General features: G+C 44.1%; 26 protein-coding genes. 9 read left to right on the forward strand and 17 right to left on the reverse strand.

The window, feature by feature from the left end; all coding sequences use genetic code 11:
• Positions 1 to 43: 43 nt before the first annotated feature.
• The 4 genes from RT034_RS02065 to dnaQ all read right to left on the reverse strand — a co-directional run bounded on the left by RT034_RS02065 (position 44) and on the right by dnaQ (position 5,462).
• Positions 44 to 853 (reverse strand): RnfABCDGE type electron transport complex subunit B, encoded by an 810-nt coding sequence (locus RT034_RS02065; RefSeq protein WP_313012999.1) that lies wholly within the window; start codon positions 851 to 853, stop codon positions 44 to 46.
• A gap of 126 nt (positions 854 to 979) precedes the next feature.
• Positions 980 to 1,789, reverse strand: a complete 810-nt coding sequence (nudC, locus tag RT034_RS02070; protein ID WP_313013002.1) for an NAD(+) diphosphatase — start codon at positions 1,787 to 1,789, stop codon at positions 980 to 982.
• Between the two features lie 18 nt (positions 1,790 to 1,807).
• Positions 1,808 to 3,484: a hypothetical protein gene (locus RT034_RS02075; RefSeq protein WP_313013005.1), complete on the reverse strand. Its 1,677-nt coding sequence runs from the start codon at positions 3,482 to 3,484 to the stop codon at positions 1,808 to 1,810.
• Between the two features lie 247 nt (positions 3,485 to 3,731).
• A complete protein-coding gene (dnaQ, locus tag RT034_RS02080) occupies positions 3,732 to 5,462 on the reverse strand; it encodes a DNA polymerase III subunit epsilon (protein WP_313013007.1) in 1,731 nt (576 codons plus the stop codon).
• Between the two features lie 134 nt (positions 5,463 to 5,596).
• Between dnaQ and RT034_RS02085 the strand changes: the two genes are divergently transcribed.
• From RT034_RS02085 to RT034_RS02095, 3 genes are all read left to right on the forward strand, one after another.
• Entirely contained in the window at positions 5,597 to 6,157 is a 561-nt protein-coding gene (locus tag RT034_RS02085; protein ID WP_313013009.1) for a hypothetical protein, read from the forward strand.
• A 98-nt stretch (positions 6,158 to 6,255) separates the two neighbouring features.
• Positions 6,256 to 6,543 (forward strand): hypothetical protein, encoded by a 288-nt coding sequence (locus RT034_RS02090; RefSeq protein WP_313013011.1) that lies wholly within the window; start codon positions 6,256 to 6,258, stop codon positions 6,541 to 6,543.
• Positions 6,544 to 6,600: 57 nt separating this feature from the next.
• Positions 6,601 to 7,887, forward strand: a complete 1,287-nt coding sequence (locus tag RT034_RS02095) for an LD-carboxypeptidase (RefSeq protein ID WP_313013014.1) — start codon at positions 6,601 to 6,603, stop codon at positions 7,885 to 7,887.
• A gap of 51 nt (positions 7,888 to 7,938) precedes the next feature.
• Here the strand turns inward: RT034_RS02095 and RT034_RS02100 are convergent, their stop codons facing one another.
• The gene (locus RT034_RS02100; RefSeq protein WP_313013018.1) at positions 7,939 to 8,448 is read right to left on the reverse strand and encodes a cation efflux transmembrane domain-containing protein; all 510 of its coding nucleotides are present in this window, start codon (positions 8,446 to 8,448) and stop codon (positions 7,939 to 7,941) included.
• A gap of 123 nt (positions 8,449 to 8,571) precedes the next feature.
• The gene (gene apbC, locus RT034_RS02105) at positions 8,572 to 9,798 is read right to left on the reverse strand and encodes an iron-sulfur cluster carrier protein ApbC (RefSeq protein WP_313013021.1); all 1,227 of its coding nucleotides are present in this window, start codon (positions 9,796 to 9,798) and stop codon (positions 8,572 to 8,574) included.
• A 212-nt stretch (positions 9,799 to 10,010) separates the two neighbouring features.
• Between apbC and metG the strand changes: the two genes are divergently transcribed.
• Positions 10,011 to 12,122, forward strand: coding sequence for a methionine--tRNA ligase (metG, locus tag RT034_RS02110; protein ID WP_313013025.1), 2,112 nt, complete (start codon positions 10,011 to 10,013; stop codon positions 12,120 to 12,122).
• A gap of 158 nt (positions 12,123 to 12,280) precedes the next feature.
• Here metG and RT034_RS02115 read toward each other — a convergent pair whose 3' ends face one another.
• A complete protein-coding gene (locus RT034_RS02115; protein WP_007116336.1) occupies positions 12,281 to 12,442 on the reverse strand; it encodes a hypothetical protein in 162 nt (53 codons plus the stop codon).
• A gap of 451 nt (positions 12,443 to 12,893) precedes the next feature.
• Here RT034_RS02115 and RT034_RS02120 point away from each other — a divergent pair, with 451 nt between their 5' ends.
• Positions 12,894 to 13,952, forward strand: coding sequence for an ABC transporter substrate-binding protein (locus RT034_RS02120; RefSeq protein ID WP_313013029.1), 1,059 nt, complete (start codon positions 12,894 to 12,896; stop codon positions 13,950 to 13,952).
• 75 nt (positions 13,953 to 14,027) lie between these two features.
• Here RT034_RS02120 and RT034_RS02125 read toward each other — a convergent pair whose 3' ends face one another.
• Positions 14,028 to 14,537, reverse strand: a complete 510-nt coding sequence (locus RT034_RS02125) for a hypothetical protein (protein ID WP_313013031.1) — start codon at positions 14,535 to 14,537, stop codon at positions 14,028 to 14,030.
• Between the two features lie 424 nt (positions 14,538 to 14,961).
• On the opposite strand from RT034_RS02125, the gene RT034_RS02130 reads away from it, so the two are divergent.
• The 4 genes from RT034_RS02130 (at position 14,962) to RT034_RS02145 (ending at position 18,549) form a co-directional block, all read left to right on the forward strand.
• The gene (locus RT034_RS02130; RefSeq protein WP_313013035.1) at positions 14,962 to 16,029 is read left to right on the forward strand and encodes an ABC transporter substrate-binding protein; all 1,068 of its coding nucleotides are present in this window, start codon (positions 14,962 to 14,964) and stop codon (positions 16,027 to 16,029) included.
• 180 nt (positions 16,030 to 16,209) lie between these two features.
• A complete protein-coding gene (locus RT034_RS02135; RefSeq protein WP_219298865.1) occupies positions 16,210 to 17,115 on the forward strand; it encodes an ABC transporter permease in 906 nt (301 codons plus the stop codon).
• Between the two features lie 78 nt (positions 17,116 to 17,193).
• Positions 17,194 to 17,988 (forward strand): ABC transporter ATP-binding protein, encoded by a 795-nt coding sequence (locus RT034_RS02140; protein WP_036593505.1) that lies wholly within the window; start codon positions 17,194 to 17,196, stop codon positions 17,986 to 17,988.
• Positions 17,989 to 18,216: 228 nt separating this feature from the next.
• Entirely contained in the window at positions 18,217 to 18,549 is a 333-nt protein-coding gene (locus RT034_RS02145; protein WP_096488671.1) for a hypothetical protein, read from the forward strand.
• A 77-nt stretch (positions 18,550 to 18,626) separates the two neighbouring features.
• Here RT034_RS02145 and radA read toward each other — a convergent pair whose 3' ends face one another.
• The 9 genes from radA to miaA all read right to left on the reverse strand — a co-directional run bounded on the left by radA (position 18,627) and on the right by miaA (position 26,452).
• Entirely contained in the window at positions 18,627 to 20,024 is a 1,398-nt protein-coding gene (gene radA / locus RT034_RS02150; RefSeq protein ID WP_313013040.1) for a DNA repair protein RadA, read from the reverse strand.
• A gap of 171 nt (positions 20,025 to 20,195) precedes the next feature.
• On the reverse strand, positions 20,196 to 20,630 hold the full coding sequence (locus tag RT034_RS02155) for a PACE efflux transporter (RefSeq protein ID WP_313013042.1): 435 nt from the start codon (positions 20,628 to 20,630) through the stop codon (positions 20,196 to 20,198).
• Positions 20,631 to 20,668: 38 nt separating this feature from the next.
• Entirely contained in the window at positions 20,669 to 21,412 is a 744-nt protein-coding gene (gene lptB, locus RT034_RS02160; RefSeq protein WP_312523111.1) for an LPS export ABC transporter ATP-binding protein, read from the reverse strand.
• A gap of 57 nt (positions 21,413 to 21,469) precedes the next feature.
• Positions 21,470 to 21,979 carry a lipopolysaccharide transport periplasmic protein LptA gene (lptA, locus tag RT034_RS02165; RefSeq protein ID WP_313013343.1) on the reverse strand — a complete coding sequence of 170 codons (510 nt, stop codon included), beginning with the start codon at positions 21,977 to 21,979 and terminating at the stop codon, positions 21,470 to 21,472.
• A 183-nt stretch (positions 21,980 to 22,162) separates the two neighbouring features.
• Positions 22,163 to 22,735, reverse strand: a complete 573-nt coding sequence (gene lptC / locus RT034_RS02170; protein ID WP_050324506.1) for an LPS export ABC transporter periplasmic protein LptC — start codon at positions 22,733 to 22,735, stop codon at positions 22,163 to 22,165.
• A gap of 135 nt (positions 22,736 to 22,870) precedes the next feature.
• On the reverse strand, positions 22,871 to 23,395 hold the full coding sequence (locus RT034_RS02175; protein ID WP_313013048.1) for a KdsC family phosphatase: 525 nt from the start codon (positions 23,393 to 23,395) through the stop codon (positions 22,871 to 22,873).
• 42 nt (positions 23,396 to 23,437) lie between these two features.
• Positions 23,438 to 24,406, reverse strand: coding sequence for a KpsF/GutQ family sugar-phosphate isomerase (locus RT034_RS02180; protein WP_313013051.1), 969 nt, complete (start codon positions 24,404 to 24,406; stop codon positions 23,438 to 23,440).
• Between the two features lie 302 nt (positions 24,407 to 24,708).
• Positions 24,709 to 25,251: an RNA chaperone Hfq gene (hfq, locus tag RT034_RS02185; RefSeq protein WP_050324114.1), complete on the reverse strand. Its 543-nt coding sequence runs from the start codon at positions 25,249 to 25,251 to the stop codon at positions 24,709 to 24,711.
• Between the two features lie 148 nt (positions 25,252 to 25,399).
• The gene (miaA, locus tag RT034_RS02190; protein ID WP_313013054.1) at positions 25,400 to 26,452 is read right to left on the reverse strand and encodes a tRNA (adenosine(37)-N6)-dimethylallyltransferase MiaA; all 1,053 of its coding nucleotides are present in this window, start codon (positions 26,450 to 26,452) and stop codon (positions 25,400 to 25,402) included.
• Positions 26,453 to 26,465: the final 13 nt, after the last annotated feature.

The raw sequence follows: 26,465 nt of genomic DNA on the forward strand, positions 1-26,465 counted from the left end.
GGATTTTTGGTTTGATGTTGGCAACCATTATGCACTCTTTAAGTTATGGCAGTGTCGCAAGTTGCTGCTGCAAGGCTTGCACCAAGGCTTGTTTGTTGTCATCAGCGCGTACGGCAAGTTGTTTTTCTAATTTTTTGATTTGGGTGCGTAGTTTTGCCGCTTCAATGGCGTTTTTAGCCGCTGCTGCATCGATATCGACTTTGATATCATTGAGTTTGGCTTGTACCATACTGACCACAGGTTTGGCATTGGTGTTGTCATTGACTTGGCGTTCGATACGGTCAAGGTGGGCGTAATAGCGCGCGCGTAATCCGTCTTGCTCGGTTTGTCTTGTCGCGTCATCCATCAACCGTGGGAAGGGCACCAACTCGATGCAGTCCACTGGACAGGGTGGCAAACACAGCTCACAACCTGTGCATAGGTCGGTAAAAATGGTGTGCATACGTTTGCCTGAGCCAATAATGGCATCGACAGGACATGCAGGAATACATTTGGTACAGCCAATGCAATCTTCTTCTCGAATGATGGCTCGCATTTCCATCGGACGATTGGTAGCGGGATCCGTTTGCCATTTTGAGGTTTCAGCCGTCAGCGGTATACGCCCAAGCAACTTGCCGATTTGGTCGGTGACTGATTGCCCACCGGGCACGCATTGGTTATGCGATTCGCCCAGTGTGACAATGGATGTGGCATACGGCAGACAGCCTTCAGGATGACCACATAGCCCGCATTGGGTTTGCGGCAGGACTTGGTCGATTTGTTGTATTAATCGTTGATGCTCGACACTTAGGCTATTTAGGTTTAAATTATTAAATAGATTGGGTACCTTGAAAACAGGTTGGCTATCAGACATGGCTCAATTTTTATTCACTATAATCATCAGTGTATATTTTAGCATAGCTCATGCCTATTTCGCCCATAACCTATCAAGACAAATCATCAAGACAAATGATGAAAACAAGTCACTTAATCAATCCGTTTAAGATTGGTAATGCTGTTTCACCCATTCGATCAGTTGGTAAGCAATCGTGCCTTTTGGTGGGATGATAGGGCCGTTTTCATCTAAGCTATCTACATCAAAAAATTGGGCATCCATCAGCTCATTGTTATCTATGATGATATCGCCACTTTGGTAATCTGCAATAAAGCCTACCATTAAATTGCTGGGAAAAGGCCACGGTTGGCTGCCAAAATAGCGCAAATTGCTGACAGATAACCCTACCTCTTCCATCACTTCACGATGCACGCATTGCTCTAAGCTCTCACCCACTTCCACAAAACCTGCCAGCACGGTATACATTTTGCTATCTGTCGCCCGTAGATGATGCGCTAACAAAATCTGCGGTTTATCCGCGGTAGTTTTGATGATGGCGGTGATGATACAAGGCTGTACTTTGGGATATTGGTGATAATGGCAGCTAGGGCAAACGGTGGCATTTTCAACGGGGTGTAACTCCGTGGGCGTACCGCAGCGGCTACAAAATTGATGATCTTGACGCCAGCGTAACAACTGCATGGCTTTGGCTAATTGGCTGGTTTGTAGCGCATCAAGGCTGCCAATCAGATGTCGAAAGCGCAGAAACTCAATCTGCCCTGTAATCGCTTCTGGCAATTGCGACAAGTCGATATCTTGATGGGCAATGGCATAAATACTGTTGCCTGCCTCATCGGTATTTACTTTAACTGCCTGAGCAGGCACGTCCTCACAACGATAAAAAAAAGGAAGTCCGCCTATACAAGCGAACTTATCGTTATCACATATAAGTAAATCATGGTGTAATGTGGTCATGTTGGTTACCAAATTACCCTAGGCCACAAGCATGTGTTGTAAGCTGCGATAGCCGACATACATTGCATGGTTGCCTGCGGGTTTGTTCGTTTCAAGACTTTCTAGATAATAATCTGCTGACATCACAATATCGGCAATGCTAGCAAGCTGATACTCTGACAACCTGCAATCATTTTGCTCGATTAAGTTTTGTAGCACTGTGGCAGCGCGTTTGAGCAGTTGGCTTTGTCGAGGTAAGTTTAAAAATAAGCAAGCACCCGAGATAGCGCGCATGATATCAGGCACAGGCGTGATATGTAGAATATCTTTGTCGGCGTCATTTAGATAATTATTGAGCGCAGTTTCAATGGTGGTAATCGCGGTACGGCTTTCTTGGACGAGCGTGTTGTGAGCCGTTTCGATTTGATGTAGCGAAATTGTTTGGTTGTACACAGGCAATATCACCGCACCCGGGGTATGTGATTTTGCCAGGTTAATCGCCGCATTTTCCGCCATCATTAAAGTGCCAAGCAATTCATCAAAATCATTAGGCGTTGGCTGCGTCCAAGTTTTTACTTTGCCAGTTTGTTGATTCAGCGCCGCACTCACCTCATTTAAATTTAAGGTTTTAAACACATTACTTAAATCATGCAAACGCTGGGCCATGCTATCAATCTCATCTGTACTTGAATTGAGATTAACTTGGCGGGCATAACTGTCACTGGCAGATTTAATCAAATCGATTTCTTGCTGGATGATGTGGTTGAGCGTACTAGTCGCTTCACAGTCAGGTCCAAATAAGAAGCGACGCATGGCTGTTAACTGGGTTTCGTTTAAGGTATTGGCTGAGAATTTGTGTTGGACTTGCAGGGCAAGCTGGCTATCTCTTGAGCTGGCAAACTGCACCAAATCAGCAAAACGAGAATCATTGACAGGCAGATAGTCATTAAATTGTTGTTCAACAAAAATCAGCGCGCGCTTTTGCAAGTTACTAAGCGGTAAAGCCCCTGCCAAATCGGATACCGCCGCATCAGCGGCATGCCAAAACAAACTATCGGTACGTTTTGAAACCATTTCACACGCAGCTTGCATGGCTTTGAGTTTGTCTCGCTCTTTAGGCGATAATTGATTGCTTTGTGCGGTGAGCGCCACGCTTAGGCCTGCGCGATAAGCTTCCACCAGTTTTTTTGGGTCAATGCCGAGTGATTTTAACGGTTGGTAATTTTGTTCTGGATTGGCAATGACGATACTGCTGTTTTTATTGGCAGTTAGGTCTGATAGCTGCAGCGCTGGCTGATTCAAATCGCTGTGAAGTTGATTGATAATCGGCAACAACAACGAGGGTTCAATGGTCTCTTTAAGTAATACAAACTCGATATAACGCGCCAACGTCATGATACCTTCTGACACATCCATCATCATGTCATTATTGGGTTGGTCGCGCTCGTCATAGAGTTTTTGCAGTCCTGCAGATAGACTATTGGCAAGTTCATAGCCTTCCTCTAATTGAATCAACCGCAGTACTTTTGCCAATTGCGCCAAGGTATCCACGGAATCAAGTAGCAAAGGCGCTTGACTGCTATCGTCATTAAACTCACTTAAATGCATCTCGGCATCATGTAGCGTCACGGCAATTTCAGGTCTTAATAAATGCAATGAAGGCAAATCAAAATTGGTGGCCGTTAGTTTTTGTGAGTTAGGACTTGGCAGACTCATGTTTTTTTATCCAAAATGATTTTAGGGTGATAAAGGTGAAATGACAATGTTTAGGCGTTTTTAACGTAGACTTGCATATTAATCCAACGCGCCTATGACAGCTACGCTTATTGCTGATTATTGTAAGACGTCCCTATGCCAGTGTCTATGTCAAAGTGTTAATACCCGCACAATAATTACACTTTATCATGAAATTTTGCCCATCAAAGAAATGACGTGACAAGATTTAATGAGACAATTTTTATTGTTAAACACTCGCCCAGTTTTCAGCCAGCTGCGGGTTTTTATCTTTTAAGGCGTTAAGCCATTCAAGATGCGCCTGCTCAGCATCACTACTCGCTAAAAAGCGCTTGATAGTCGTGCTAAAACGCTGATGCTCAGTTGCGCCGCCCACACCGCCGCCGACCTCATCATCAATCGCTAACGCAACCTGTCCGCCAGTCATCGCCAGATACACTTCCGCTAAAATCTCGGCATCGAGTAACGCCCCGTGGAAGGTACGGTCTTGTTTACCGACATTGAGACGTTTAACCAGCGCATCCAAGGTATTGCGCTGCCCTGCGAACATACGTTTGGCAATGGCAAGGCTGTCTGTCACAGTGACGGCTTGGTGGATATCGGGCAAGCCAAGGCGCGCAAACTCAGCTTGCAAAAAGCTCATGTCAAACCCTGCATTATGCGCGATGAGTTCTGCGCCTTGCAGAAAGTCATAAATCGCTTCACCGACTTGCTCAAATACGGGCATATCATTTAAAAACGCATTGTGAATGCCATGAACGCGAATGACTTCCTCACCCATCTCAATTTTTGGGTTAATATACACATGTAGTTTTTCACCGGTAAAACGTCGATTAATCATCTCAACAATACCGACCTCAATGATACGGTCACCATTTTGCGCTTCAAACCCTGTGGTCTCAGTATCGAGAATCAGCTGGCGATTGGCAGTCCCTTTGTGTTTGGCGATGGGCAATAAAGGTATAAAAGTCGGGTTGGGCTGACTGGTGATACCGTTAAACACGGGACGTTGAGCCATCAAGCTGTCATCTTGCGGGAAAAATTGCCCTTGTGGGTTGGTAAACACCGCAAAATGTGGGTTAGCACTTGTTGGCAAGTCAGTTGCCTGTCCCCCTAACGATGACTGAGTTGATACATCGATGCTAGTTTGAGTATGGCTAGTTTGAGTATGGCTAGCTTGAGTATGGCGGGTTTGAGCCTTGCTTGTTTGGGTATTGCTTGTTTGAATAGTGCTTGCGGCGGGTTCACCGTCAAGTGCCTGCAAAAAGATATCCCCCATTATCTCACTGTCGGCAAACTCTAGGTCTTGCGCGTCATCAAAAGACGTATCGCTAAAATTGCGGGTTAACGCTGAGTGATTGAGGACTGGGTTGTTATCGGTTGATATTGGGTTCATGGGCGGGTCTTTTTTTTTATCATCAAAATCAGGGTTTTTATCACTAAAATCGGATTTTATATCGTTAAAATCAGTAGTAGGATTGGGTGGGTTTTTAATCACTTTGCTAAAGGTTTTGGGCAGTTGGTCAATGCCTTGGTTTGCAAGCTTATCGGCATATTCATTGCCATCATGACCGGCATGTCCTTTGACCCATTGCCAGTCAATTTGTCGCTGCTCGCACAGCCCATCAAGTCGCTGCCATAATTCCACATTTTTGACATTTTTCCAATGTTTCTTTTTCCACCCTGCCAGCCATTCACTGATACCTTTGATGACATAGCTAGAGTCTGACCAAATTTGAATCGGTAACGCTTTTGGGCTGTTTTCCAGTGCGGCAATCGCACCCATCAACTCCATGCGGTTGTTGGTGGTATGCGCCTCACCCCCGCAAATATCAATTTGCTCACCGGTAGGTAAAATCACCACAGCACCAAAGCCCCCTTTACCAGGATTGCCACGGCAGGCGCCATCAGTGTAAGCAAGAGTTCGACCCACAAGGGGCGTTAAGGCATGATTTGACATAGATAACAACCCATATGAAACAGCAAAACAATCAAAAACCGCCCTCAGTATAAGAAAAAAAAGCATAAAAAGCCATGCCAAAGCGTCTATAATAAGCGCTTATCGTTGCTATCTGCTGGTTGTAAAGGACGTCTATGCAAAAAAAATCTCGTGCGCTCGTGTCAGCTGTGTTGACCAAGGTGGGTATGGCTATGGTCTGTGCGCTAAGCCTAAATTTAGCGGCTTGTAACAAGCCCCAATCCCCTGCAACCACTAGCAGCGATGGCGCAAAACCGTCGTCAGCACTATCACAACCTGCCGCTAGCGATGATGTGTTTGTGGGCTGTTACACAGTCAGCCATACAGAACCTGCCCAAATAAAAATCATCAAAAATGGTGATAGTAAAAATGGTGAAAGTTACGCCATGCAAATGCGCGAGTTTAACGACCCTAGCAAAAACTGGGACAAGCCTGAAGCCATGCAAGTCATCGCCACTGACAGCCCAGATATACAAAAATACTTTGACATCAAAGCCGATGAACATCAATACTTAGAAAAAGTCATCGCCCGTCCCGACCGCGTGTTCGTGCTCGCCAAAATCACCGATAGTTTTGCAAGCCTAAACCCGCAATTTGACAGTCCGTATCTGGGTTTTATTTACAAAGATAGCAATACTGTCTATAAAGTGGCATGCGAGCAAACCACCAACCTTTAATCACCTGAGTTGTTGCTTGACTTGATGAGCTTGGTTTGCTGCTTGATTTGATAAATCATATCCAAATTTCACCCCAAACGATTGATAGAGAATAAGCGATGAATTTTTTTGCATGGTTAGTGCTGGGCTTGGTGGCATACGCCAGTGGCTTTAGTATCCGTCATTTTCGGTACAAAGGCTCATCCATCCCAAATGATAAAAAATGGCAATACGCGGCGATTTTTTTTGTCATCGCGCTCGTGGTCTTTGCGCTATTGAATTTATATATTATGCACAAAGCTGCGCTTGATATGATGTTTGTAGCGGTATCGAGTTTGGTGGCGACAGGGGTTTTTTATTATGGTATCTCGGCAGATACCAACAACAAGATGAATATACCTGATTAAAATACCCGATTAGTTAACCATGATTTTGTAAGTCGATGAATTTGTTTGGATAATAAAATGTTTCAAAAAATGGCGAATACCCACGCCCACATGACTACCACCCACTTGGCTGGCTTGACGCGGCGTCGACTGCTAAAAACAGGGATAGCGCTATCGGCAGCGACGGTAACGGGCGCAAAAGCGGATTTGACCATTGGCGGGCAAGTGATTAGCCAACCTTCACAGCGCTATGGGTCAAACAATGATGCTGATAACATGGCTTTTGGCGAGCCAAGCGCAACACCCATGACCCCCCAATGGGACTTTGCGACCATCAAAGCCAATTGTGAAGCCCTCAAAGGTCGCGGTGTCCACCTCCATTTGGTAGCACCATCGGGATTTGGCAGTGACGAACAGCGTAACTTACTGGCGATTCACCGACTCACCCAAGCCGGATTTTATATCGACAATCCAGAAGTGATTGGTCGCCGTTATTTGCGCTTTGCAGGTTCAGACAGCGAGCGCTTGGGCGATATTACCGCGTTACTCAATCGACCTGTACATGAGCTGCCCAAGATATTACTTGGCGTGCGTGGCGGCTATGGCGCGATGCGTTTGCTCAACAAATTAAGTGATCAGCAGTGGCGAATGCTGACGCAAAAACTCAAAGAGCGCGGTACACTGTTGATGGGATTTAGTGATTTTACTGCCTTGCAGCTTGCCCTGTACGCCAAAGGTCATCTCCCTTATGTAGCAGGGGCAATGCTCAGTAGTGACTTTGGCAAAACAGAGGTGAATACCGATACCATCCAAAGCTTTATCAACCTTTGTACCCAGAACCAGCTACGTATCCAAGTGCCAGAAGCTCAGCTTTATCGTGACACTGCGCGTCCTTTGGCTAAGCCGATAAAAGGCATCTTATGGGGTGGTAATCTTAGCGTGTTATCTGCGATGGTGGGCACGCCGTATATGCCAACTGTCGACAACGGGATTTTGTTTTTGGAAGATACTGGTGAGCAGCCGTACCGTATCGAGCGTATGCTACAAACCTTGGTGTTATCAGGTATTTTGGCAAAACAGCAAGCGATTGTGCTGGGCAAATTTAATTTTAGCGGCATCAGTGATGCTTACAATGGCGATTACACCTTTGATTCCGTCATCCGTACTATCCAACAAGCGACAGGGCGACCCATCTACACTGACTTCCCATTTGGGCATGTGGCACAACGCATTAATTTTCCGCTCGGTGTGCCTGTCACGCTTGATAATGTCGGTAGCGGCTATCAAGTAACTTTTAACCAGTTTTATCATCTTAAAACCGATGCAAACTTTGGCAATTTAGATTTAACTAAATTATTCGTCTAACGTATTTTCGGCAGATTGCTTGCCTTTTCACTTGAAAAAGTACTTGCAAGCTTAATTGTTAGACAAGCGTAAAATTTTAACCGCGCCACTCCCAACCATCGCTGCAACCTTAGCATTTAGCTGTTTGGTTTGTATGGAGTGACCCACGACAAATAGCGCTAAGCCATACACAAAACTATCAGCGAGCACATCAAGACTGTCAGCGACCAATCCCATCGAGCCGCTTAGCCAACCACTCACGGATTCTATGATAAAGAACAGCAAGTTAATAGCAAGCACTTGCCATAACAATTTGCTTTGTTGGTGATCGTTGCTAGTTTTGCTATTGGCTGCATCAGTCACTTGGGTGAGTTCCGAGCCAATGATAGAACTGTCAATATTTAGCGGCTGTAGTTGCTGCAATATCACTGCAGCATCGCATTCGTGAATTACTGTCATCTGACGATTGGCAATATCAAAGGCTAGCGAGTGAATTCGGGTATTGGGCGCTAATGCCATCCGAATCATTTGCTCTTCAGATGGGCAATCCATTTTAGCAATTTTAAATAGCGTTTTTTGCATAACTCATCCAATTGAAGACATGGTTAATTGGGGCTTATATTATTTTAAAACCTGTTTGAATTTTAACATGCAAACAGGCTTGTAATTTTTCAAATACGCTCGCATTGACTATCAGATTTCAATTTAGAAAATCCGATTATTATCATGCGGTTTGGCAAATTTTGCGATATTAGCTTCGATATTTTTAGCGATATTGAGATAATAGTCGGCAAATTCATCGCCTGCGCCTTGATTGGCAATGACGGACGGCTCGCCCTTATCGGCTTGCTCGCGGATGCCTTTCGCCAGTGGTAATTGCCCCAGTAGTGGCACTCGATACTGTGCTGCCATTTTATCACCGCCACCTTCGCCAAAAATTGCTTCGGTATGCCCACAGCTGCTACAAGTATGCAGCGCCATATTTTCTACCACGCCCAGCACAGGGATATGGGTTTTGCGGAACATCTCAATGCCTTTTTGCGCATCTAGTAAGGCGATATGCTGCGGTGTGGTCACAATCACCGCACCGGTCACAGGAATACGCTGGGCAAGCGTCAACTGAATATCCCCCGTCCCAGGTGGCATATCAATCACCAAATAATCAAGATTTGGCCAGTTGGTTTGGTTGTAAAGCTGCATCAGTGCGCCTGTCGCTTTGGCACCGCGCCAAGCAATCGGGGTAGTGTCATCGCTCAACAAGCTACCGATAGATAGCATCGGCATACCTTGCGCTGCAATCGGTACAAATTGCTCATGCTCGAGCTGCGGCTGCTGACCTGCCACGCCAAGCATACTTGGAATACTCGGGCCATAGATATCCGCATCCAGCACGCCCACACGTTTGCCCATTTTTTGCAGCGCCAAGGCGATATTCACTGTCGTTGTCGATTTGCCGACGCCGCCTTTGCCCGAAGCCACCACAATAATATGTGCGATACGTGGATGCGGTGTTAATTCTGCTTGGGTAGTGGCTTTTTTGGCAATCGCAGGTTCAGGGGTATCTGTGACTAATTTGTCACTCTGTGGCGCGGCCTGAGTGACAGGTGGCATGGCATTGGTAGTTTTAGGTAGGGTTGAGCCACTGCCTTTGGTCGTAGGTTTTGGCGCAGTAGTGCTGTCAAATAAGGTAATATTCATATTCACTTCACTGACCCCATGAATATGCAGCTTTTGGCTCAAATCATGATGGATTTGTTCAGGATTGCAATCATCGGGCAAGCGCAAATCCAATGTCAGACTATTACCTTGCTGTTTAGCCCCTTTGACATATTGGCGAATTGGTTGGTTATTGACATGATATTCATCAAATAACTGATTAAGCGTGGACTCATCCACTGTTGCCACGGTTTTTGGTTTGATAAAGTTGAACATGATAGTTGCTTACCCCAATGTTGTTATTTTAACGATTTTAACCACTGTTAAGTGGGGTTTATTGCCAATTTTCACAGAGACGGATTGAACATATCTGTGTGAAAAGTAATTTTTCTTGTTTGATTGATGCCCATTGGTTGGGAAATGATGCGATTTAAGCTATCATACAGCAATAATAACGTTTTTTTAAACAAATCAATGATAGGTGTATTGTGAGAAAAATTTTAGTTACTAGCGCCCTACCCTATGCCAATGGTCCGATTCATTTGGGTCATTTGGTTGAGTACATCCAGACCGATATTTGGGTACGCGCTATGAAATCATTGGGTCATCAAGTAACCTATGTATGTGCCGATGATGCCCATGGTACAGCGATTATGCTTAAAGCAGAAGCCAACGGCGTCACCCCTGAAGAGCAAATTGCCGATGTCAAAGCCTCCCATGAAAAAGATTTTGCGGGATTTTTGGTTGATTTTGACAACTACTACTCAACCCATAGCCCTGAAAATGAGCATTACTCCCAGATGATTTATAATCGCTTGTATGAAAACGGTCATATCTCGCACAAAGCAGTTGAACAGCTGTATGACCCAGAAAAAGGCTTGTTTTTGGCAGACCGTTTTGTCAAAGGCGAATGCCCAAAATGTGGCGCAAAAGACCAATACGGCGATAACTGCGAAGTCTGCGGCACGACCTACAATGCCACCGAACTCAAAAATCCTTACTCAACGCTTTCAGGTGCAACGCCTGTTTTGAAATCATCCATCCATTATTTCTTTAATCTGCCCAACTTTAGCGAATTTTTGCAAAATTGGACGCGTAAAGAAGGTCGCCTGCAGACCTCTATCGCCAACAAATTACAAGAGTGGTTTGATGCAGGGCTTGCTAACTGGGATATCAGCCGTGATGCACCGTATTTTGGCTTTAAAATCCCAAACACCCCAGCCAGTGAACCCGACAAGTATTTTTATGTGTGGCTCGATGCGCCCGTCGGTTATATGGCAAGTTTCAAAAACTTGTGTGACCAACAAGGTGCGCATTTAGGCTTAAATTTTGATGACTATTGGTCAAAAGAAAATCATAACAACACCGAAGTTTATCATTTTATCGGTAAAGATATTGTGTATTTCCACGCCCTGTTTTGGCCAGCCATGCTTGAAGGCGCAGGATTTAGAACCCCAACTGCCATCAACGCGCATGGCTTCTTGACTGTCAATGGCGAGAAAATGAGTAAATCTCGCGGCACCTTTATCAAAGCTGATACCTACTTACAAAACCTTGACCCTGAATACTTGCGTTACTACTTTGCTAGCAAATTATCTGCCAGTGTCGAAGATATCAATCTTGACCTCGAAGACTTTATGCAAAAAGTCAATTCAGACTTGGTGGGTAAAGTCGTCAATATCGCTAGCCGCTGCGCAGGGTTTATCCATAAAAACCATGGTAGTAAACTGGCACTGACAATCAGCGAGCCTGCTTTAGTGCAACAAATCATTGATGCCGGCGAAGACATCGCTGCTGCTTATGAAGCGCGCGAATTTAGCAAAGCCATGCGTTTGATTATGGCGTGTGCAGACAAAGCCAATGAGTACATCGACGACAAAAAACCGTGGGCTCTTAACAAAGTCGAAGGCCAACAAGCCGAAGTACAAGCGGTGTGTACCGTCGCGCTTAATATCTTCCGTCAGTTGGTGGTTTATCTTGCCCCTGTATTGCCATTGATGTGTGAGAAAGCACGAATTTTTCTCAATGTTGACAGCCTAGATTTTGATAGCCGTCATGCGTTATTGGTCGGGCATACCATTAACGCCTTTACCCCATTGATGCAGCGGGTTGACAAAGATAAAGTTGCTGCGATGGTGGACGCCTCAAAAGAAGATTTAAACAAGCAGCCTGCTATCGCCAATCAAGCCGCAACTGGACCATCTGGCGCGAGTAAAACCAAAGCCGCCGCTAGCGAACACTCCACTGATGCTAACGCATTGATTGGTATCGATGACTTCGCCAAAGTCACGATGACCGTAGCAAAAGTACTAGCCTGCAACAACGTGGAAGGTGCAGATAAATTGCTGCAATTTACCCTAGATGTGGGTGAGACAGATGCGCAGGGCAATGTGAAAACGCGCAATGTGTTTAGCGGTATCGCCAAATTTTATAACCCTGAACAATTGGTGGGTAAAACCGTGGTCTGCGTCACCAACCTTGCGCCACGAAAAATGAAGTTTGGTATTTCTGAAGGTATGATTTTATCGGCTGAAAAAGCCGGTCAATTGACGGTTGTTACTTTAGATGACCATATCCCTGCGGGTGCGACCCTTGCTTAATGGGTTTAACTGGCTTAACTGTGATTGATTGCGATGAGCTGAAACATTTTGACACATTCTTAATCATTTTTTTGATCACAACAAAAAACCGCTGATAATTACCAGCGGTTTTTTTATTAAGCTATCCTAAATATCAAAAAATCGATAATGTCGCCCGATTAACGGTCGCTTTTGCTAACGCTGATGCGAACGGGTATAGATTTTCGATTGGCTCTAACCGGATTAGCTGACTTATTGTATTGGCAATAATGGGGTGCTTCAGCCGAAGGTAGAATAGCACCAACTACTAATACGCCTGCCATCAAGTTTGATGAGTTCATATAGCCTCCTTGTTGAGTTAGTGTACGATGATTCCATCTGTGAATCATTTACCTTTACTAAGCACAGACATGTTTAACTTAATCAACGCTGCAACGAATCGTTTAAAAAAGATAAATAATGCTGCGAGTAGAATTTGTATTCTAAAAGATATCGAAAGATTTTCATACCATTTTATTATGACAATTTCATGAAATATCCAATTATTTTGATTCTTTATGTTTCAATTAAGGTCTTTTTGTTTCCATTAAGCGCTTTATGTAATTAAACCTACTCAGACAGCAATATTTACAACATTTTTAATAGACCAATATTCATAAAAACCGCTAAGCAATAAAAAACTTATGTATAATATGTATAGAGGATAGCAAACTTTCATTTATGTTATAGCAAACTAGTACGTTGAAATGATATACTCTGCTCACAAAATAATTTTGATGATTGGGGAATACTATGTTGTCAACCACACACGGTCAATTATCCGCTATCTGCGCCCTTCTTGGTTTATCTTTAGCCGCCTGCTCACCTCAGAAACCAGCCGCGCAAGCTGCAGACACGTCTAGCAAACCCTCAGCCACTGCCAGCCAAAAACCCAATAAAACCATCGCCATTTCTGCGATTGTGGCGCACCCATCGCTCGACGCCATTCGCCAAGGTATCCTTGATGAATTGGCTGCTGAAGGGTATATCAAAGGGCAAAATCTGACGGTAAATTTTCAATCTGCACAAGGCAATACAGCAACGGCAGGACAAATATCCAAACAATTTGTTGCTGACAAACCTGATGCTATCGTGGCAATCTCCACCCCTACCGCTCAGTCGTTGGCTGCCGCTAGCAAAGAGATACCGATTGTTTATACAGCGGTGTCAGATCCTGTTGCCGCCAAACTCATTACTCAACAAAACACCCCGACTCAGCCCAACATCACAGGTTTATCCAGCCAATTACCGCTAGCACCGCAGCTTGACTTTATACAAAAAATCATGCCGTCAGCCAAATCCATTGGCTATGTGTTTAGCGCAGGTGAAATGAATTCAGTGGCGCTGCGAGATAAACTCAACATTGCGCTGCCAGAGCGTGGCATGAACTTAGTGGATATCCCAGCCAACCGTCCGACTGATATTGCCATGGCAACTAACAGTCTTGGCGGCAAAGCCCAGTTGATTTATACCTCAATGGACAATAATGTGGCGTCGGCATTTGAATCAATGGTGCAATCAGCCAATGCACTAAAACTTCCCATCATCGCCTCCGATGAGTTTAGCGTCCGCCGCGGCGCTACGGCAGCACTCGGTGTCAATGATTATGACTTTGGGCGCGCCACAGGCAAAATGGTAGGCAAAATTTTGGATGGTACACCTGTCACTCAAGTTAAACCCGAAGTGATGAACCAATTAACTTTATACGTGAGCCCAAAACACGCGCAAGCACAAGGCTTAACACTAAATCCTGAACTATTAAAAGGCGCGATTAACGTTGATACTACACCCGAGCGAAAAATTGACAAATAATTGCTATGGGTAAATAAGAAAAAACCCGCCTAAATAGACGGGTTGTTCAAACTCTACAGTAAAATGATGCGTTATTTAAAGCACATTTAAAATAACACGTGTCGCTTCAATGACATCAAGTACGCGGTTGTCAACACGTAGGCGCACTTCACCTGGGCGCGGGCGACTGATAACCTTTGCTTGGCGATAAGCATTGTTATTTAACACATAGACATTACGGTCATTATATCGCTTGACGCTGTAATAACGACTGTCTAGTTTTTTTGCCCAGCCTGGTGGTACCGCTTTACCATGTGCGACATTTTTTTGCAGTCCTGGGGGCAATTGGCGATACTGATCGTGGGTTAGGTAGCGACCCGTACGACTATCGTAGTATTTATTGTCGCCTCTGTCGCGGTCTCTATCATGGTTTGTGTTGTAGCGTTGGTTTTCTTTGCGGTCATCTTTATAGTGTTGTTGTTGCTGTTTCCAGTTTTTTTCTTGTTTATATTGAGCTTTACCATGACCGGGGTCTGCCAAAACAACGGGTGAAGCCACGAACGAGCCCGCTAAAAATAAGCTAGTTAATAATGTCGATTTTTTCATTGTCATACACCTTTCTCTGTGCTGGATAAGTAATTTTGTATGAAGCTATATTATGAAATTAAAATGTAACTTAATATGACAATGCTGTGGTAATTTTCTTTCTACTTAAAAACAATGCGCTATGACTTATTAGTTAGCTGATGCCTTAGCGAATTATTATTAAAAAATGATGCAGTAGCGAAATGAGACAGATTTTTATATTGTATGAATTTATCAGAAAACACCTTTTTGACCAGTTACCCAAAACTTTGATTAGGGCTACTATATATAACGCTATGCGACTGCAAAATTAGCTGATAAAATGTAAATAATGCTTAACAATGCTGTATGATATTGTTATTGAAGTGTAAGATTTTCTTTTTAAGATTTACCTTTTTATTACCTTTTTAATTGTTACCCTATGGATGGATTTTTGGAGTGATATATGTTGAACGCTACATTTGGTGTTTCTCGTTTGACCAAAGCAATGATGCTAGGTGGAATTTGTATGGCAAGCCTGATGGGCTGTAGCCAATCTAACAATAAAACAGCTGATGCCAGTAGCGCAAGCACGGCAAGCGCAACGACAGCTGTGTCAGGCGATACCAAGTCTGTTGCTATCACGGCAATCGTTGAGCACCCAGCATTAGATGCCGTTCGTCAAGGTGTGATTGAAGAGCTTGGCAACGAAGGCTTTAAAGAAGGTCAAAACCTAAAAGTAAATTTCCAATCAGCCCAAGGCAATACGGCGACTGCCGGTCAGATTGCCAAACAATTTGCCGCGGATAAACCCGATGCCATCGTTGCCATTGCTACCCCATCGGCGCAATCCGTCATTGCAGCGACCAACTCAATTCCTGTCATTTTCTCTGCAGTTACCGACCCTGTCGAAGCAAAACTGATAAAATCTTGGGAAGCCTCTGGCACCAACGTGACAGGCGCATCAGACATGTTGCCACTTGAGCCACAGATTGAGCTGATGAAAAAAGTCGTACCAAATCTCAAATCAGTCGGCTATGTATACAGCCCAGGGGAAGTCAACTCAACGGTAGTACTCAAAGCGCTTGAAGCAAAATTTAAACCTATGGGTATCAACATCGTTGCGGCACCTGCACAGCGCACTACCGATATTCCGCAAGCAACTCGCGGTCTACAAGGTAAAGTTCAGCTCATCTATACCTCACTTGACAACAACGTGGTATCGGCCTATGAGTCGCTTTACCAAGCGGCTAAAGAAATTAAAGTCCCTCTAGTGGCGTCTGATACTGATTCCGTTGCCCGTGGTGCAGTCGCGGCAATGGGTATCAACTACAAAAATTTGGGCATCGAAACAGGTAAAATCGTTGGACGCGTTCTAAAAGGTGAACAACCAGGTACTATCAAGCCTATCACTATGAATAAGCTTGATTTATACCTTAGCCCAAAACACGCGCAAGAGGTTGGCATCACGCTGCCACAAGATTTAATTAGTCAGGCAGCACAAGTAGAGCCTGCGCCAAAAGCTAAACAATAAGTCATTCGTTAATGTTAGCTGTTTTAATGTGATTGCAAATTTAATTTCCCAGTGGCAACTAAAGTTTCAAAGCGCGTATTTGTACTTTAGTCGCATTACGCTTAATGCCACTTGGTTTACCTTAACATCTGACTGCTTGTTAAATTAACAAGCGGTCTTTACTTTTTTGTGTGAACAGTTATGTCGTTACTTGCTTTATTTGGTGCCCTAGAAAGTGGTCTAATCTATGCGTTAGTGGCTTTGGGCGTATACATTTCATTTCGGGTGTTAGATTTTCCAGATTTGACCGCGGATGGTAGTTTTCCCTTAGGCGGTGCTGTCGCAGGCGTGGCAATCATCGCGGATGTCAACCCTTGGCTGGCTTGTATCTTTGGTATGCTTGCTGGTGGTGTTGCAGGTTTGGTAACGGCTTGGCTACATGTCAAACTTGGTATTTTACAGCTGCTCTCAAGTATTTTAGTCATGGTCGCGCTGTATGCCGTCAATTTGCGTATTATGCAAGCGCCAAACTTGCCATTGCTCGGTGAGCCAACGATATTTGGCGAACTGGTGACCGATAGTAACGGCTATTGGATGCGCTGTGTGGTGATTGGGGGTGTGGTGCTTGCTGCCAAATTATTCCTAGACTGGTTTTTTAGTACTGAGATGGGCTTGGCGATGCGGGCAACTGGCTCTAACCTTAGAATGTCACAAGCACAGGGGATTGCCACTTCTCGTAGTATTTTGTTAGGTATGGCGATTTCTAACGGACTGATTGCGCTTGCTGGTGCAATTTTCGTACAAACCCAAGGGGGTGCCGATATTTCCATTGGTGTTGGTACCATTGTGATTGGCCTTGCTGCCGTTATCATTGGTGAGACCATCATCCCTGCCAAAAAAATGCTGTGGATTACCCTATCTGCTATTGTCGGGGCGATTCTTTATAAATTCTTTATCCAAATTGCGTTGTCAAATGATACCTTACGTGCGATTGGTTTTGGTCCTCAAGATGTTAACTTAGTCACCGCACTACTGGTGGTGATTGCTTTAATCCTACCAAAAATCAAATCAAAAATTTTGAGCAATCGCCATAAGCATGCTGCTTAACTTGGTATCAAATAGTTGATGTTAACTTTGGCACTTAACAACTTATAAAGTAAAAGTAAAGTAAAAGGACAATGCCTTATGATGAACGCAGACAACCTACGATTGACCTTCAATCCTGGTACGCCCATTGAAAACCCTGCCTTACGTGGTATCAGCCTGCGTATTGAGGCGGGTGAATTTGTCACGGTCATTGGTACCAACGGCGCAGGTAAGTCGACGTTTTTAAATGCCGTCGCTGGCACTATTCGGGTGGATAGCGGCAAAATTACCTTAAACAATATTGACGTGACCAAAAAATCTGCCCACCAGCGCGCACACTGGGTAGCACGCGTTTTCCAAGACCCAATGGCAGGTACTTGTGAAGCCTTAACCATTGAAGAAAACATGGCACTTGCTTACAAGCGCGGCGAATCGCGTTTTTTAAAAGGCGCATTGAATCACAAAAACCGTGAAATTTTCCGTGAAAAACTGGCGATTTTAAAATTAGGGTTAGAGAATCGACTCACTGACCGTATGGGTTTATTATCAGGCGGGCAACGCCAAGCGGTTAGCCTATTAATGGCATCCCTGCAGCCGTCGAAAATTTTACTACTCGATGAACACACGGCTGCCCTTGACCCAAAAACCGCCGCTTTCGTCTTGGAACTGACCGATAAAATCGTCCAAGAAAACAATCTCACCACCATGATGGTCACTCACTCCATGCAACAAGCGCTCAATCACGGCACACGCACCGTCATGCTACACCAAGGGCAAGTGGTACTAGACGTATCAGGCGATGAACGCAAAGGCATGACTGTTCATGATTTACTCAATATGTTTGAACGCACCCGCGGCGAAGTGGTAGAAGATGACAGCTTAATTTTGAGCTAACTTAACTGGGCCCAATTAAATACGGTGGGTTAAATAGAATAAGTTAAATAGAATAAATTAAATAAACCCTAGCACTTAACAAGATGAAGATGGATAACATAAGTTATCCATTTTTTTACACACAGTGATAAATTAATTCTTCATAATAACACTGGATAAGCAAGCAGTGATAATACTGCTATTTTCCCTAAATTTTAATTATAAAAAACAATATCCTTTGAGGTCATTATGTTTGATTTAAAATCACTTGTTACGAAAGCTGTCGAAGACAAAACGTTAAATGTCAATGAATACATCTTTATGCCAGAGCGCGTGGATATGATGGTAAAAGATGGACGGTTAAGCTGTGTATTAAATACCAATGGTAAAGTCGATTTTATTTACCATAAAAATGGTATCACTGAAGTGCGTTCAGGCCTACGTAAAAGTCCGTTTACCTCATTTCGCAATGAGCTTCACTATGGGGTGTATGATGATGTGGTGGATGAAGTGATTGAAGCGGTTGAAAAAATCATTGGCAGTCAATCCAAATACTTTAATTTTGCGGCTGATGCGGAATAAAAAAGTCAATTATAAAAAAGCTGAAACATTACTTTTCAGCTTTTTTTATGTCTTTTATTTATAGATGATTCCTTTATTTATAGATAATTAAAGGCGCTATCAATCGCATCGTCTAGTCGCTCAACCGCGATGATTTTGAGACCTTGATATTGCTCTAATTGCGTTTTTGGGGCATTGGCTTTGGGTACAATCGCATGGGTAAAGCCATGTTTCACCGCTTCTTTTAGACGCTCTTGACCATTGGGCACAGGTCTGATTTCACCCGATAAGCCCACTTCACCAAATACCGCCAGGGTATAAGGCAAAGGCTTTTCCTTGATACTAGACGCACAGGCCAATAACACCGCCAAATCTGAGCCGGTTTCAAGCACCTTGACCCCGCCTACCACATTGACATAAACATCTTGCCCATTGGTTTGGATACCGCCATGACGGTGCATGACTGCTAGCAACATGGCTAAGCGCTGATAATCTAAACCTAGTGCCATGCGCCTAGGTTGTCCTTGCGATTCATCCACCAGCGCTTGTACTTCAACCAGTAGTGGTCTGGTACCTTCACGGCTAACCATGACCACTGAGCCTGCAATCGGTTTATCATAGCGACTTAAAAATATCGCCGATGGATTTGCCACTTCTTTGAGCCCTGCATCTGTCATGGCAAAAATGCCCAGCTCGTTGACGGCACCAAAACGATTTTTCACCGCACGAATCATTCGAAAACGGCTGTCCGACTGCCCTTCAAAATACAGTACCGCATCTACCATATGTTCTAGCACACGAGGACCTGCCAGTGCCCCTTCTTTGGTCACATGCCCGACCAAAAATAACGCTGTGCCCGTTTGCTTGGCATAGCGCGTTAGAATCGCCGCTGATTCACGGATTTGACTGACACCGCCTGGCGCGGATTGGATGGCTTCGGTAAACAAAGTCTGAATTGAGTCAATGATGGCGACGGCTGGTTGCTCTTGGGTTAGCGCTTGACAGATCATTTCAACATTGGTTTCTGCCAATACTTTTAAGTTGTTATTGGGTAGCCCCAAACGACTAGCCCGCATCGCCACCTGTGACAACGATTCTTCACCCGTAATGTACAGCGCACTGCCGGCTAGACTGTGATTTTCTGCCATGTGAATCGCCGTCTGTAGCAAGATAGTGGATTTGCCAATACCGGGATCACCCCCAATCAGCACCACAGAACCTGCTACTAAGCCGCCGCCTAACACCCGATCAAATTCACCAACACCCGTTGGTAGCCTAGTATCGAGTGACATAGGCACGGCATTAAGTGGCATGACGCTCGATTGTTCGCCTGCGTAGTTGCTAGCTTTTTTGGTGACGGGTTTATGATGTGGCATGCTGACCGGTGGGGCTTCGACAAGGCTATTCCAGGCGCCACATTCGGCACACTGTCCCGACCATTTACCGAAGTTTGCGCCACATTGTTGGCATACGTAGGATGATTTTGATTTTGCCATAGATTCCAATTTGCAATGAAAAATTTAGAAATAAAGAAAAATTAAAGAATAAAGAAACTTAAAGCGTATTGATGGTGGTGAGAGGGATAAACAATGCGATGAAATTAATGCAATGAAATTAGGGATAGCGAACTATTTTTGACACACAAGTTTTGACACGCAAGATTGCCGTTATTTGCGACTATATTTATGGGCGACTAGGTCATAAATCCAGTAAAAAATAAACCCATACACCAAAATAAGTAAGGTCAACGAAATATCGAGCATAAACGCCTGCCACAGTCCAATATTCATCACCCACATGACCAGTGGTAAGGTAAAGCCCAACAAGCCACCTTCAAACCCCAGTATATGCAGTACCCGTAGCCATAGCGGACGAGCCAGTTTTTCACCGGTAAAAAATTTATCAAACAGTAAGTTATAAACAAATGTCCAAATCATGGCGATGAGCGAAATGCCAATCAGCAGCGCTAATATACTTGAGTTATGCTGCGATTCACTACCCGTAAAGCCAAAAAAGCTGAGTAATTTTACCCAGCCTAACGATAGCAGTATGGCGATTGTCTCAAATAACATTGCTTGCCAGATGCGTGCTTTGATCGTCATCACGTTTTGCCTTGAACAATCTTACTAAACCCTGCTTGCTAGACCATGAAGTTTTCACCCAAGTAGACCTTACGTACCAACTCATTGTCTAAAATATGCTCTGGCGTACCTGCCGCAATAATTTGTCCTTCACTGACAATATACGCATGTTCACAAATAGCCAAAGTCTCACGCACGTTGTGATCGGTAATCAACACGCCGATGCCGCGCTGTTTGAGCTTAATAATCACCTCTTTGATATCGCCTACCGAAATCGGATCAACCCCCGCAAAAGGCTCGTCAAGCAAAATAAACTTGGGATTTGAGGCAAGGCTGCGGGCAATCTCACAGCGTCTGCGCTCACCGCCTGACACGCTCATGCCTAATGAGTGGCGTACGTGACCCAAATTAAATTCCCCAATCAGCTGCTCAAGTTGCTGCTGCTGCCCCGCTTTATCCAAATCTGTGCGAGTCTGCAAAATCGATAAAATATTTTCTTCAACGGTTAATTTGCGAAAAATTGACGCTTCTTGCGGTAAGTAGCCAATGCCTGATGCGGCGCGCTCGTGCATGGACAATGCCGACAAATCCCGATTGCCCAGCTGTATTTGCCCTTTGTCCATATTGACCAAACCAACGACCATATAAAAACTGGTGGTCTTGCCCGCCCCATTTGGACCGAGTAGCCCAACCACTTGTCCTTGTTCTACCGAAAAAGACACGTCTTTAACCACCCAACGCTTGCCATAGCGTTTGGCAAGGTGCTGCATGATTAGAGACTGGTTGGCTTGCGGTTGCGACATAATAAATCCTAGAACTAAACAATGGCAATGAACAGAGCGAAAGCAAGTTAAAAAATACTAGCGATTGCGAACGCCCACACGGTTGCTCGCTTGTGGCGGAAACAGCAGCTCAACACGTTGGTTATTCCCTGCTTTTGCCTCAATATCACCCACTTTTAGACTGTAATGGATGACATTCCCAGAAAAACTACCGCCATTTTGGGTCAAACGCGCATTACCTGTCAGAGTGACAAGCCCTGTTTTGACATTGTAATCAATTCGATTCGCCTGACCTTTCGCCAAGCCCTTCTCTTGTGTCACAATTTGTTGGATAGTGGCAGGACGCCCGGTTGCGACTGCACTTTCGATGGCGCGAGTTGGCGTCAAATTGACGGTTAAATTATCGGCCGCCATTTTGAGCGTGCCTTGGGAAATGGTGACGTTGCCTGTATAGCTTGTCACCCCAGAGCGCTCACTGTACGTCGCTTTGTCTGCCAATAACCGAATCGGCTCATTGGCGTCTGATGGCAGGGCGTTTGCCACGTTCGATGCCGCAAGGATGCCAGCAACTAACACACCGCCAGCCATTATTAATTGTCGAGTCTTCACCACAATCATGTTAAACCTTTTATATAAAAATTTTAAAATCAACAATATAGATTAAATTAGCACCGAAGTTAAAGATTTTTGATACTCACTTAAATCCCGTCAACATCGCAACTGAATGACTATCTTAACAGTAGCCACTCTACTCCATAGAGATAGGGTTAGCTACTGTGCAGGTTGAATCATCACACTCACTTGTCCAAAACCGTAATCACCCGTTGCCAAGTCACCACTAAATTGTTTGGCATCAAACCGATTATTCCCATGGATAAAGGTAAGCGGTTCATTAGTCATTACTGTATTATTGACCAAATCACCGACAAAGTTTTTACCTATCATTTTTACGGGCAAATTTGACATACTAGTATTTTGGGTGAGCAACGGAACGCTCGTTAAGGTCACGTTACCTATCAGTTTGGCAATCTGCTTATTTTCATCCAATTGTGCTTGGTCTGCCACCAAGGTTACTTCACGCTCATTTTTTGGACGGATAACAATCTGCGGCTTGGACATCACGGCGGTATTGGCATTTTGGTAATGGGTTACCTGCGCCGCTGTTAACTGATAGCCGACACTACCTGTTTCGGTCGTTTGTAGCGCTTTGATTTGCTCTGCTTGGTAATCAATATCGGTCGGTTTGAGTGACACTTGGGTCAAGCGAGCATCGTTTTGCGCATAAAAATAGGCCGATACGATAATAAATAATAAGCCTAAAATAAATAGCGTTTTTGTTGACACGATTGCCACCTAACATTGCCAAAAAATTTGATAAAAACGGACGTTACCACACTAAACCGCATACGCCAAATCACTTAAAATAAATCACTTAGAACAAATCCCTTAGCACAAATCCCTTAAACCAACTTACAGGCACTAAATCACATAACTTGCCAAAATATCATCGTAATGACCCGTTGCTTTTAAAATCAAATCACATAACTCACGAACAGCTCCTTCTCCGCCTGAGCGTGTGGTAACCATATCCACACGTTTGATGACTTCGCCATTGGCATTTGCCACGGCTACAGCAAATCCGACGGATTGCAAGGCTTTGATATCTGGCCAATCATCACCGATATACGCACATTCTGCTAGCGAAATACCAATATTAGCTAACAATTCATTGAGTGCTGTCAATTTGTCTTCCCGCCCTTGCACTAGATAGGTAATTTTTAATTCTTTGGCGCGATGCGTGACAATGTCACTAGTACGACCCGTTATAATGGCAGTTTGAATCCCTGCTTGGTGAATACGCTGAATACCAAAGCCATCTTGAACATTAAAGCCTTTGATTTCAACACTGTTGGCGTCATAGATAATTTTTCCATCAGACAATACACCATCCACATCCATGACCAATAGTTTAACGTTTTTTGCTTTAGTGAGCAGACTTTGCATGACCTTATCCTTATTATTGTAAGCCTAGTTATTTTAAGCCTATTAGTTCACACCCGCATGCAGTAGCTCATGCAAGGTCAAAATACCCGCTAAAGTCTTATCATCATTAATGATTAATAGCTGATTTATCTTTTGTTCATTCATTAATGTCAGCGCGTCAGACGCACGCATATCAGAATTGACGGATTTTGGATTGGTTGACATCACCTGACTAATCGGCGTATCAAGCCCCAATTGGCGCGCTAAGCTACGCCGCAAGTCACCATCGGTGAATACACCCACGACTTGATTGTTCGCATTGGTAATCACTGTCATCCCTAGTCTGCCACCTGTCATGCTAAACAAGGCTTCGTTAAGCGTTGAATGCTCATTAATGGTTGGTAGGTTATTCACATGCATCAAGTCTTTTACTTGGGTCAATAATTTGCGACCCAATGCCCCTGCAGGATGTGATAAAGCAAAATCTTCTGAGGTAAAATGCTTACTATGCACCAACGCCACCGCTAACGCATCTCCTAGCGCCAAAGTAGCTGTGGTACTTGATGTCGGTGCTAACCCAAGGGGACAAGCTTCTTCAGACGCTCCTAAAGTCAAAGCCACATCGGCAGATCTTGGCAAAATACCGCGTTTGTCACGGCTGATACTAATGAGCGGAATGCCCAGTTTTTTTACCACTGGCAGTAACGTGCGGATTTCATCTGACTCACCTGAGTTTGAGATGCCAATTAACACATCGCCTTTGACCAACATGCCTAAGTCGCCATGACCTGCTTCACCAGGATGCATAAAAAAAGACGGCGTTCCCGTTGAGGCAAAAGTCGCTGCAATTTTGCGACCAATAAGCCCTGACTTACCCATGCCTGTCACCACTACACGCCCCTGACAGTTTTCAATCAAATGGCAAGCGGTCACAAATCGTTCATCTAGCTGTTCAATCAGCAAATCTAAAGCATGTTGTTCTGTTTTGATAGCGTCTTTGGCATGCTTTAAATAATCAACCGATGCATCCAAGATAATTCCTCACTAATTTTTCAAGATGGCTGTTGGTGCGCTTAATCGCTCAGCCATCAGCAACCTTAAAAGCTAAAATTTAAACTTTTTCAAACTGTCGTTATCATAGCGCAATTTAAGCCAATATTCACGGGATAAGTCCGAAAATACATATTTTGACAACATTTCATCGAGTTTATATTAACAATCCAGGCATTGCTAAATCAGTTCCAAATAAACTATAAAAGACAAGTTATAAAAGCTATAAAAAATGGCGAACACTGATAATGTTCGCCACGTCATATAAGATGTTGGATTTAAAATTAAAACTTGTCTTCACCATTGCCATTGGCATCATCGTCAAAATTAGTATCATCTTTGGCAGGCTCAAAATTCATAGTGTCATAGCCGCTATCAAAACCACGGTCAGTAAAACCACTGCGATCATACGGTGCTTGGGCAAACCCTGTACGCTCGTGCGAATAGCCACGTGGGTCATTGTCATAACCGCCATCAAAGCCGCGGTCACCAAAGCCCCCACGATTAGCAAACCCTGTGCGATTTGCGCCATAGCCTTGTGGCTCAAAACCGCCTGTTTGACCAAAGCCCAGTTGGCTAGATTGGCCATATCCACTTGCCCCTGGCATTGGCGTGGCTGAACGGGGATTACGGGCAGGTACTACCGTTGAAATGGCGTGTTTGTAGACCATTTGACTGACGGTGTTTTTGAGTAATACCACATATTGATCGAAAGATTCGATTTGACCTTGAAGTTTGATGCCATTGACTAAAAAAATAGACACTGGAATACGGTCTTTGCGTAAAGAATTTAAGAAAGGGTCTTGTAGTGTTTGACCTTTTGACATAGGTTTCTCCCAGAAATAAACAGAAAGTTGGTTAAATTATTATATTTTTAAACGAATTTTTAATTATACCTTATTAGCTTAATATGGATTGTCGAATCACCATATTAGATAAGCACTCAAATAGTATCACCCAAGCATGTCACTGCTGTTAACTTGTTTTTATTAGCAAATTTCTTGCTTGATCAATAGTTGCCAAGGGTCTGATATCAAAACGCTCAACCAATTGTTGTGTGCTAACCAGCTTACGCATCCATGTATATTGGCGTTTTGCTAACTGTCTTGTAGCATATAATGCCTCATTTTGCATAGTTTGTCTATAATCTTGAATTGGGGAGCTGTGCGTGTTTAGTAAAAAACGCGCCACATCATCATGAAAATTTTCTTCATTATTATCATATGTAAACAATGTTGTATTTTGTATTTTTTCTAAAAAATCCCAAGCTTGCCGATAGCCAACGCAGCGCATGGATGGCAGATCAGCCGTGAGGTGATATCGTTGTCGCAGGGCAATCACTTCCTGCAAAAAACCTTGTTGCCACATGATATCTAACCGAAGTGCGATACGCTTGTGTAACCAATCACGATCTGGCATGACGGCTAAAATCTGCCAATGCTGATGTGGGTTATCGGCCAATGCCCTAGCTGGCTGGTTTTGCCAAGCGCTTAATGGCTTGCCTGTTTGTAGATAGATTTCGACCGCTCTGCCAATTCTTTGGGTGTCTGTGGTTTTGAGTTGCTTAGCAAGGATAGGATCTACCTGGGTTAAATAAGCATGTAGCTGTTCAATCCCCTGCTCGGCAATCAATTGGGTGACTTGTTGGCGAATCTCAGGCAAGGTTGCTGGGATATCATTAATACCTTGAATCAGTGCCATATAGTACAGCATGGTTCCACCCACCAACACAGGTGTTTTATTTTGCTGATGAGCAAGATTGATATGATAGTCCACATCGCTTACAAACTGGGCAACGCTGTAGCTTTGCTCAGGACTGATGATGTCAACGAGGGCATGTGGATACTTTGCCAATTCTTCACGTGTCGGTTTGGCAGTACCGATATTCATATCCCGATAAATCAAGGCAGAATCTACCGAAATAAGACGATATTTGCCTGTTTCGTAGAGTTCATACGCCAACGCTGTCTTGCCGCTGGCAGTAGGTGCTATAAGGCAAATCACGTCTTGTTTATCGGCTGTTATCATAGCTTATTCTGGG

The sequence above is a fragment of the Moraxella sp. CTOTU48841 genome (assembly GCF_032061225.1).
Classification (GTDB): domain Bacteria; phylum Pseudomonadota; class Gammaproteobacteria; order Pseudomonadales; family Moraxellaceae; genus Faucicola; species Faucicola cinerea.